The sequence below is a fragment of the Mesorhizobium sp. M7A.F.Ca.CA.004.12.1.1 genome (assembly GCF_003997835.1).
GTDB lineage: Bacteria > Pseudomonadota > Alphaproteobacteria > Rhizobiales > Rhizobiaceae > Mesorhizobium.
This window is the reverse complement of the sequence record NZ_RZRK01000320.1, coordinates 1-6,563: the sequence shown is the minus strand read 5'-3', so window position 1 is coordinate 6,563 and position 6,563 is coordinate 1. Positions and strand designations below refer to the sequence as shown.

7 protein-coding genes, 1 tRNA gene and 2 pseudogenes are annotated in these 6,563 nt (G+C 60.7%); 7 read left to right on the top strand and 3 right to left on the bottom strand.

Features of this window, described 5'->3' with window-relative positions; genetic code table 11:
- The 7 genes and pseudogenes from EN984_RS39500 to EN984_RS17870 all read left to right on the top strand — a co-directional run.
- Positions 1-121 (top strand): annotated as a pseudogene (locus EN984_RS39500) (DUF982 domain-containing protein); the annotation flags it as partial.
- A gap of 46 nt (positions 122-167) precedes the next feature.
- Positions 168-596 carry a DUF6074 family protein gene (locus EN984_RS38850; protein WP_236382794.1) on the top strand — a complete coding sequence of 143 codons (429 nt, stop codon included), beginning with the start codon at positions 168-170 and terminating at the stop codon, positions 594-596.
- Positions 597-878: 282 nt separating this feature from the next.
- Positions 879-2,105 carry a pilus assembly protein TadG-related protein gene (locus tag EN984_RS17895; RefSeq protein ID WP_164748677.1) on the top strand — a complete coding sequence of 409 codons (1,227 nt, stop codon included), beginning with the start codon at positions 879-881 and terminating at the stop codon, positions 2,103-2,105.
- 19 nt (positions 2,106-2,124) lie between these two features.
- Positions 2,125-2,550, top strand: a complete 426-nt coding sequence (locus EN984_RS17890) for a TadE/TadG family type IV pilus assembly protein (RefSeq protein ID WP_127270090.1) — start codon at positions 2,125-2,127, stop codon at positions 2,548-2,550.
- A complete protein-coding gene (locus tag EN984_RS17885; protein WP_127270088.1) occupies positions 2,540-2,947 on the top strand; it encodes a TadE/TadG family type IV pilus assembly protein in 408 nt (135 codons plus the stop codon). Before EN984_RS17890 ends, EN984_RS17885 begins: the two co-directional genes overlap by 11 nt.
- Positions 2,948-3,341: 394 nt before the next feature.
- The gene (locus tag EN984_RS17875) at positions 3,342-3,584 is read left to right on the top strand and encodes a hypothetical protein (RefSeq protein WP_127270086.1); all 243 of its coding nucleotides are present in this window, start codon (positions 3,342-3,344) and stop codon (positions 3,582-3,584) included.
- Between the two features lie 113 nt (positions 3,585-3,697).
- Complete coding sequence (locus EN984_RS17870; protein WP_127270084.1) at positions 3,698-4,000, top strand: DUF1330 domain-containing protein; 303 nt, start codon at positions 3,698-3,700, stop codon at positions 3,998-4,000.
- Between the two features lie 378 nt (positions 4,001-4,378).
- Here EN984_RS17870 and EN984_RS17865 read toward each other — a convergent pair.
- The 3 genes and pseudogenes from EN984_RS17865 to EN984_RS17855 form a co-directional block, all read right to left on the bottom strand.
- Positions 4,379-4,453: transfer RNA gene (locus EN984_RS17865), tRNA-Glu, on the bottom strand.
- A gap of 292 nt (positions 4,454-4,745) precedes the next feature.
- A complete protein-coding gene (locus EN984_RS17860) occupies positions 4,746-5,996 on the bottom strand; it encodes a YcbK family protein (RefSeq protein WP_127272637.1) in 1,251 nt (416 codons plus the stop codon).
- A gap of 216 nt (positions 5,997-6,212) precedes the next feature.
- Positions 6,213-6,563, bottom strand: a pseudogene (locus EN984_RS17855) (alpha/beta hydrolase); the annotation flags it as partial.

The following is a 6,563-nucleotide window of genomic DNA, read 5'->3' as shown; positions in this document are numbered from 1 at the left end:
GGTCAAGACCGAGGATGCCTGCCGGGCGTTCATGGCGTTTTGCCGCGCCAGTGGACTGATGGCCAGGGACATGATGACGCCGCGCAAGCGCGGCGGTGAGGCGAGGGCGCTCCAGGCCTGAGGGCTGTGCCCTGTTCGTTGCCCGATTAAAACACCGGCGATCGTATTTGAACGCACGCGGCAATGTCGTGAGCGCGCCGTTGCGCGCGTTTCGTCCCGACGACAGCACCGCACCAAGGTCCGCCCTGTTAAGCTTCCGTTTCCATCTTCCCGGCTACGCCTTTGCTTGTTGGCAATGGTTGATTCGTTGCGTCAGTCTCATGGTTTGGAAGATGTCCCCAGAAAAAGTCCGTGCATTCCCGATCGACCGTCAGGTATTCTTGGTCAGGGAGGTTGCCGCCAAGCTCGGCAATCTGCATGGCGAGACCGCCACCTCGTTCTGGAGAGCCAAGGCGTCGGAGTTGCTCGATCTTGTGGTCGGCTCCGGCAGGGACAGAACAGCAGCCAGCGATGAAGTGCGCAGGTTTTTCCTGGCCGTGCAGCGAGAGATGTTGGCTGATACGGTCGCGGAGTCGATGCCAATTCTTTCCGCTTGAAGCAAATCCTGAACCTCCATCCTCCACACATGGAACAGTAATTTGTAAATACGTTTACTCCGGTGTGTTTTTCGGAGACCCGGTCGTTGTTCGCGCGGTCTCGGCTGCGAATCCGGCAATTTCCCGCCGGCCTTGAGGGGCGGCCCACTCTGAGACATCGACGCGCTTGCGCGTTGGTCAGCCAGCGAAACACTTCTTTTTTGAAGCCAATGGACCACTGCTCAAAAATGCAACGAACTTTTTAGCCATTCGTTCATTTATGCGTGCTTTCTAATTTAAACCATGGCCTTGAGTAGCTTCACCCGTGTTCGGCTTGTAATGGACGCCATGCGCCGGAGCACGGGCGCAAACGTCGCTACCATTTTTGCTCTGACCTTGCCGGTCGTTGTCGGCGCTGCGGGCTTCGGCGTCGAGACCTCCTATTGGTACTACAACAGCCTGAGGTTACAGGCGACGGCCGATGCAGCCGCCTATGCCGGTGCGCTCGAACAGATCTCGGGTTCCGACAAGCCGACGATCGTCGCGGCCGCGACCCAGTCCGCGGCGTCGAACGGACTGGGCTCGGGCACGATCGTCGTCAACACGCCGCCGGCCTCCGGCCCGAATACGGCGAAAAAAGCGGTCGAGGTGATCGTCGGCCAGCAGCTCGACCGGATGTTCACCCTGATCTTCACGCAAGACAAGGTCCCCGAACAGGCAAGGGCGGTGGCCGTCATTACCGATGCTTCGAGTGCTTGCATGCTCGCGCTCGATCCGTCCGCTTCGCAGGCGGCGCTGTTTTCCGGCAGCACCAGCGTCAAGCTCAACGGCTGCTCGGTCATGTCCAATTCGATCGCCTCGGACGCCATCAAGGTTCAGGGCTCGGCCGGCCTGCAGGCCGATTGCCTGATATCGGCAGGCGGTGTCTCTCTCAGCAACCCCGTCACCACCGTCTGCGCGGTCCCGATCACCCAGGCACTGCCTGCCGGCGATCCCTTTGTCGACCTGCCGGCCCCGGTGGCCGCGACCCCCTGCCAGAACGACAACAAGGCGACGCTCGGTCCAGGCACCTATTGCAGCGGCATGAACCTGAAGGGCAATGTCACGCTTTCGCCCGGCGTCTATGTCGTCCAGGGCAGTTTCAAGATAAACGCCAACGCAGCCATCACCGGCAGCGGGGTGACCATCTTCATGTCGGGCAGTTCGACCGTCAGCATGAATGGCAATGCGTCCGTGAAGCTCAGCGCGTCGACTTCGGGCACCTACTCAGGCGTTCTGTTCTACGGCGACAGGACCGGCATGATCGCATCCAGCACATTCAACGGCACAGCGGACTCGCTTTTGACCGGGGCCATCTACTTCCCCAAGCAGCAAGTGAACTATCTTGGCAACTTCTCGGGCAATGGCGGCTGCACCAGGGTCGTCGCCAATACGATCCAATGGTCCGGTAACTCAACCATCAATCAGGATTGCTCGAGCCTCGGAGTGCCCAACATTCCAGCCGCGCGGTCCGTGGCACTGTCCGAGTAGCTCCGTGGGGCGCCCATCGATGCCGATCCTTGGTGATGATTCGGGCGTTGCGGCGGTCGAGTTCGCGATGGTGCTGCCCATTCTGTGCCTGGTGCTGCTTGGTATTCTGGACGGCTGGTCCTACGTAACGAGTTCACTGTCGATGCGCGCCGGTGTGAAGACCGCCGCGAACCTGGTCATGAGCGGATCGACCGATGATGCGGCGACCCAGGCCCTTGCCATTGCGAGTTGGGAAAATCGGCCGGAAGACGGCCAGGTCACGCTAAGCCGCATCCGTATGTGCGGGGCGACGGTGGTCGACGCGTCCACCATGTGCAGTGGGCCGAAGGTGCCGGCGGTCTATGTCCAGATACAGGCATCGGGCACCTGGGTGCCGCCAATTGCCTTCGGCCCATTTGCCACTTCCACTGTAATCGGTCACCAGGAGACGATCCGTGTCCGCTAGGGTAAGCGCGTTCCGGCGGGATCGATCGGGCGGGGCCGGGCTGGAGTTCGCGCTGATCGCGCCCTTCCTTGTCATGCTGCTGTTCGGAATATTCGCCTTTGGCTGGTCGATGCACTCGGTCTCCAGTGTTCGCTATACGCTGGAGACGTCTGCGCGCTCGCTGCAGCTTAAGAACACGCTGACCCAGGCCGATATTCAATCGATCGCCACGCAGAAATTGCAGGCCTTGGGGTTCAAGGACGTGAACGTCACCATCGCCATCGACCCCGTGAGCGGCGGCTTCCGCATGGCGCATCTGACCGCGGCCTATGCCTTCGTCATCGACTTCCCCTACTTCAGTTCCTTCCCGATCAACTACGCGACAACCGTTACCGTGCCGCTGCTTGGCAGCGGCTAGGCTGCGGCCTGATAGCCTCGCGCGCTGGGGCTCTGCTTACTTGTACGCCTTGAGCGCGATCAGACCACCGAGAATGGTTATCGCCATTGAGGATCAGCGCCCACGACACAATGTTGTGTGACAGACGCCTCCGGCGACTGCGCAGGGCCCGGTCCCGCCAGCGTTTGGCCTGATCAGCCCCTGTGTTTTGTCGATCCACGTCTTTCTCCACGAGCAGAATGCGACTCATGCCGGCTGGTGTCCAGATCGGCACCGGTTTTGGCGGTCACGATGCAAGCTTGGCACTCAGCCTGCTTTTGATGGCACGGGGCTAGATAATATATTTCGTAGTGCTAATATTAAGGTGACGCTAGGTCATGTCCGACCATCCGTCGGGTGCAATGTGGGGGTTCCAATGAGAGTGGCTGTATTTTGCGCGGCTGTCGTTTTCGCTGCGGCTGGTGTCGCTGTTGCCAAGGAAAAGAAGGCGGCGGTCAGTGACGCCGCCGCTTTATGTTCCACCAACCCGTCAGCCAAGAAGTCCGCACCAAATCTGGACTGTGGTTTCACCGGAACCGCCAAATCGGGAGATAGCGGCGCAAAAGCAGAGCCGCGCCTCGGATACGACGCCAATCCGTGGATTATAACAGGCTTTTGACTTCGCATCGGCGGTTGCCGGTGAAGCGCTGAAGAGGGGCGTCTTGACCGGCGGGCGTCGCCCCCGCGACCGGAGCGTAACGGTCGGGCGCCGTCGAGAAGGAGGAAGCGCAAATGGCCGCTTATCTGATAGCGGATGTAGACGTAAAGAACGCTGCCGCGTTCGAGGAATACCGGCGGGATGTGCCAGCCACCGAGGAGCGTTATGGTGGGAGATATCTAGGTCGTGGCGGTGCGACCAAAGTCTTGGAGGGCGATTGGGAGCCACACCGTTTGGTTATTATCGAATTCCCCGACATGACGTCGTTGATGGGCTGGTACAATTCGGCGGAATACGCCCGCCTTATTGAAATCCGGAAGCGTTGCGCCAACACCAGGATCATTGCGCTCGAGGGGGTTGCAACACCCACTCTTTGACCGTGGTGGCTCGCCTTAATCAGGTAGTATCCGGCTTTTTTGCCCGAATCCGTACACCTCGCAGTCAGCTGTTTAAAGCCGGGAAACCAGGCAATAAATGCGGGCTTACCACTGCGGGGCTTTCTCATTGTCGCGGTGCCCGAGAACCCAACTCGACCGTGTAATGAAAAGCCCGCCACGGGGGCGACCTGCGGCGGGCTCTTGGAGCGGCTACATCCCTGAGGAATCGACCACTTTGTAGCAGGATTATGACCTGTGTGGCCGCGTTAGCCTATGGTGTGATCGCGGAAGACTGCGCGTCAGTTGAAGACCGCGGCAGAGAGCCAGGCGAAATTGGCCACATTGGGAGGGAGGTTTGCGCTAAACGCATTATTTTTCTGGTACGCCCAAGGGGAATCGAACCCCTGTTACCGCCGTGAAAGGGCGGTGTCCTAACCGCTAGACGATGGGCGCGCTCAGACGAAGCGGCTTATACTGGTGTTGTGCGCAACCGGCAACCCGTCAGGTGCCACCTTGGACAACTTTTTTCCGGGCCAGCCAAATCAACGATTTCCCGAGGGTTGGCAGGCTTTGATAATTAGCGGCGACACCCATCGTTTCGTCATCCCAGGGTCTCCGCGACGGAGCCTCGCCCTACTTCGCCCTAGGATGACGAAGTTTGTGGGAGGCTTCGGCTAATCCCGAATGCTCAGAATGGTCACCGGTACGATCTTGGCTGCTAATAGGCCTAAGACCGTCTGCTAGACTAGCCGTCACCGCCGCTGCGCCGGCGGCAGCGCCAGTTCCAGTCGCGCTCGGGGCCGACGTCGACGTGAACCGATTCTGTGTGGCAGTACGTGCCGACGCCGCCGCGGCCGGGCATGCTTCTGATGTAGCTCGCCAGTTCCCATTTCGAAACGCCGGGAACCTGGATATCGGCGGCGGCGCAATACATGTGCAGCGAATTCTTGGCCCCGTTGGCGCGCCGGTTGCGGGCCGGGTCGCGATAGCCCGACGTCACCGTCATCTTGCGGCCGTAGTGGCCTTCGATCGTCTTCAGCACGCGCACCAGCGACGGCTTCAGGCAGGCCACATCGACGCTCTCGTTCTGCTTGAGCAGCCCGTTGGGCGCCAACCGGGCCATGCCGGCGGCTGACGCAACCTGATAGGAGCCGCCGATTGGCCCCTCATCCTCGTTGAGGTCGACGTCGCTTTCGTCGTCGAGGCCGGACTTGCGCTTGATCTCGAACAGGGCCGTCTGGCGCACGCCGGGCAGGGCGTCGCTACCCGTGATGTGATTGCTATCGTCGCCGAGCGAAGCCAGTTGCACCGGCTTGGCCGTGGAATTGGCCGAGGCCAGCGTGATGATCGGCTTTGCCGCTGCTGGCGTCGCTTTTGCCTGCGCCGGGGGCTGCTCGCCCGTCCGGGCGTTGCTGATGATGGGGGCTGGTGTCGCCGAGGCTGGCGTTGCGCCAAACATCGAGGCGAGGAAGCCTTTCTTCTTTGGTGCTTCGGCCTGCGGCATCTCGCCAGCCGTCACATAGACCGGGTTGTTCATGGCCGGAGCGGCAGCGGGCTTCGGCGCCGCCACGTCGCCGTCGACCGCGGCAATCTGCTGGGCGACCGCGTCGGTTTGCGGCGCGGTCTGTGCCTGCTGCGTCAGCGATTGCGGCGTGTTTCCAACGATGGTTTCGGCGCCCGCCGGCGTGGTCAGCGGAAAGGCAGCTCCCGGTTTGGACATAGGCACGTAGGCGACTTTTTCAGGCAGCGCCGTATCGCTCGCCGTCATCACGGTCGTCTGCTCGGTCGTGACCTCGGACGAATCGGCGACAGCGGCCGACTTGCCACTTGAGGCAGCATTCATATCCGATGCGGTGGCATTGTAACCGGGCATTCCGACCGACATTGTCGGGTCGCCAGCCGAAGTGCAGGAGGCCAGAAGCAAGGAGCAGAGCGCTGCCACAATGGCGCGGCGTTCTCCCTTTGCGAGGCTCCATCCTGCTGATTTCAAAGTCAAATTCCCCCTCGATGTCCGGTCGGTATATCCTTGGCGCCACACGCATGCGTCGATGCCAAGGTGACCTTTGTCTCCGATCCGGAAACGAGACCTGTGTCAAATCCGCAAGCCTGGAAGTATTTTTGCGGTGATTGTCGAATTACGGCCGCTTGATGGTTGACGACACCATTTCGCCCGCTTTTGGCGGTCCGTCAACTCACCACACATTACAGTCCGTTACACACGTACTTTCACATAGGTGCCGGGAGCATCACCCAAGGTTTTCATATGCTTGCCCGGTTTGCGGGCAGGCACGCGGGTGTTGTCCTTGGCCTCTATCCAGTCTTGCCAGTGCGGCCACCAGGATCCTGGATGGTCGGTGGCATTGGCTATCCACTGGCTGAAGTCGCCCGTCGGCGTACCCCCGGTCCAGTACTGGTATTTGTTGGATGCCGGCGGATTGACGACCCCTGCGATATGGCCCGACCCGGCCATCACATACTCGACCGTGCCGCCGAAATATTTCGAACCGAGGAACACCGAAAGCGCCGGCGCGATGTGATCTTCCTTGGAGGCGAGGTTGTAGAC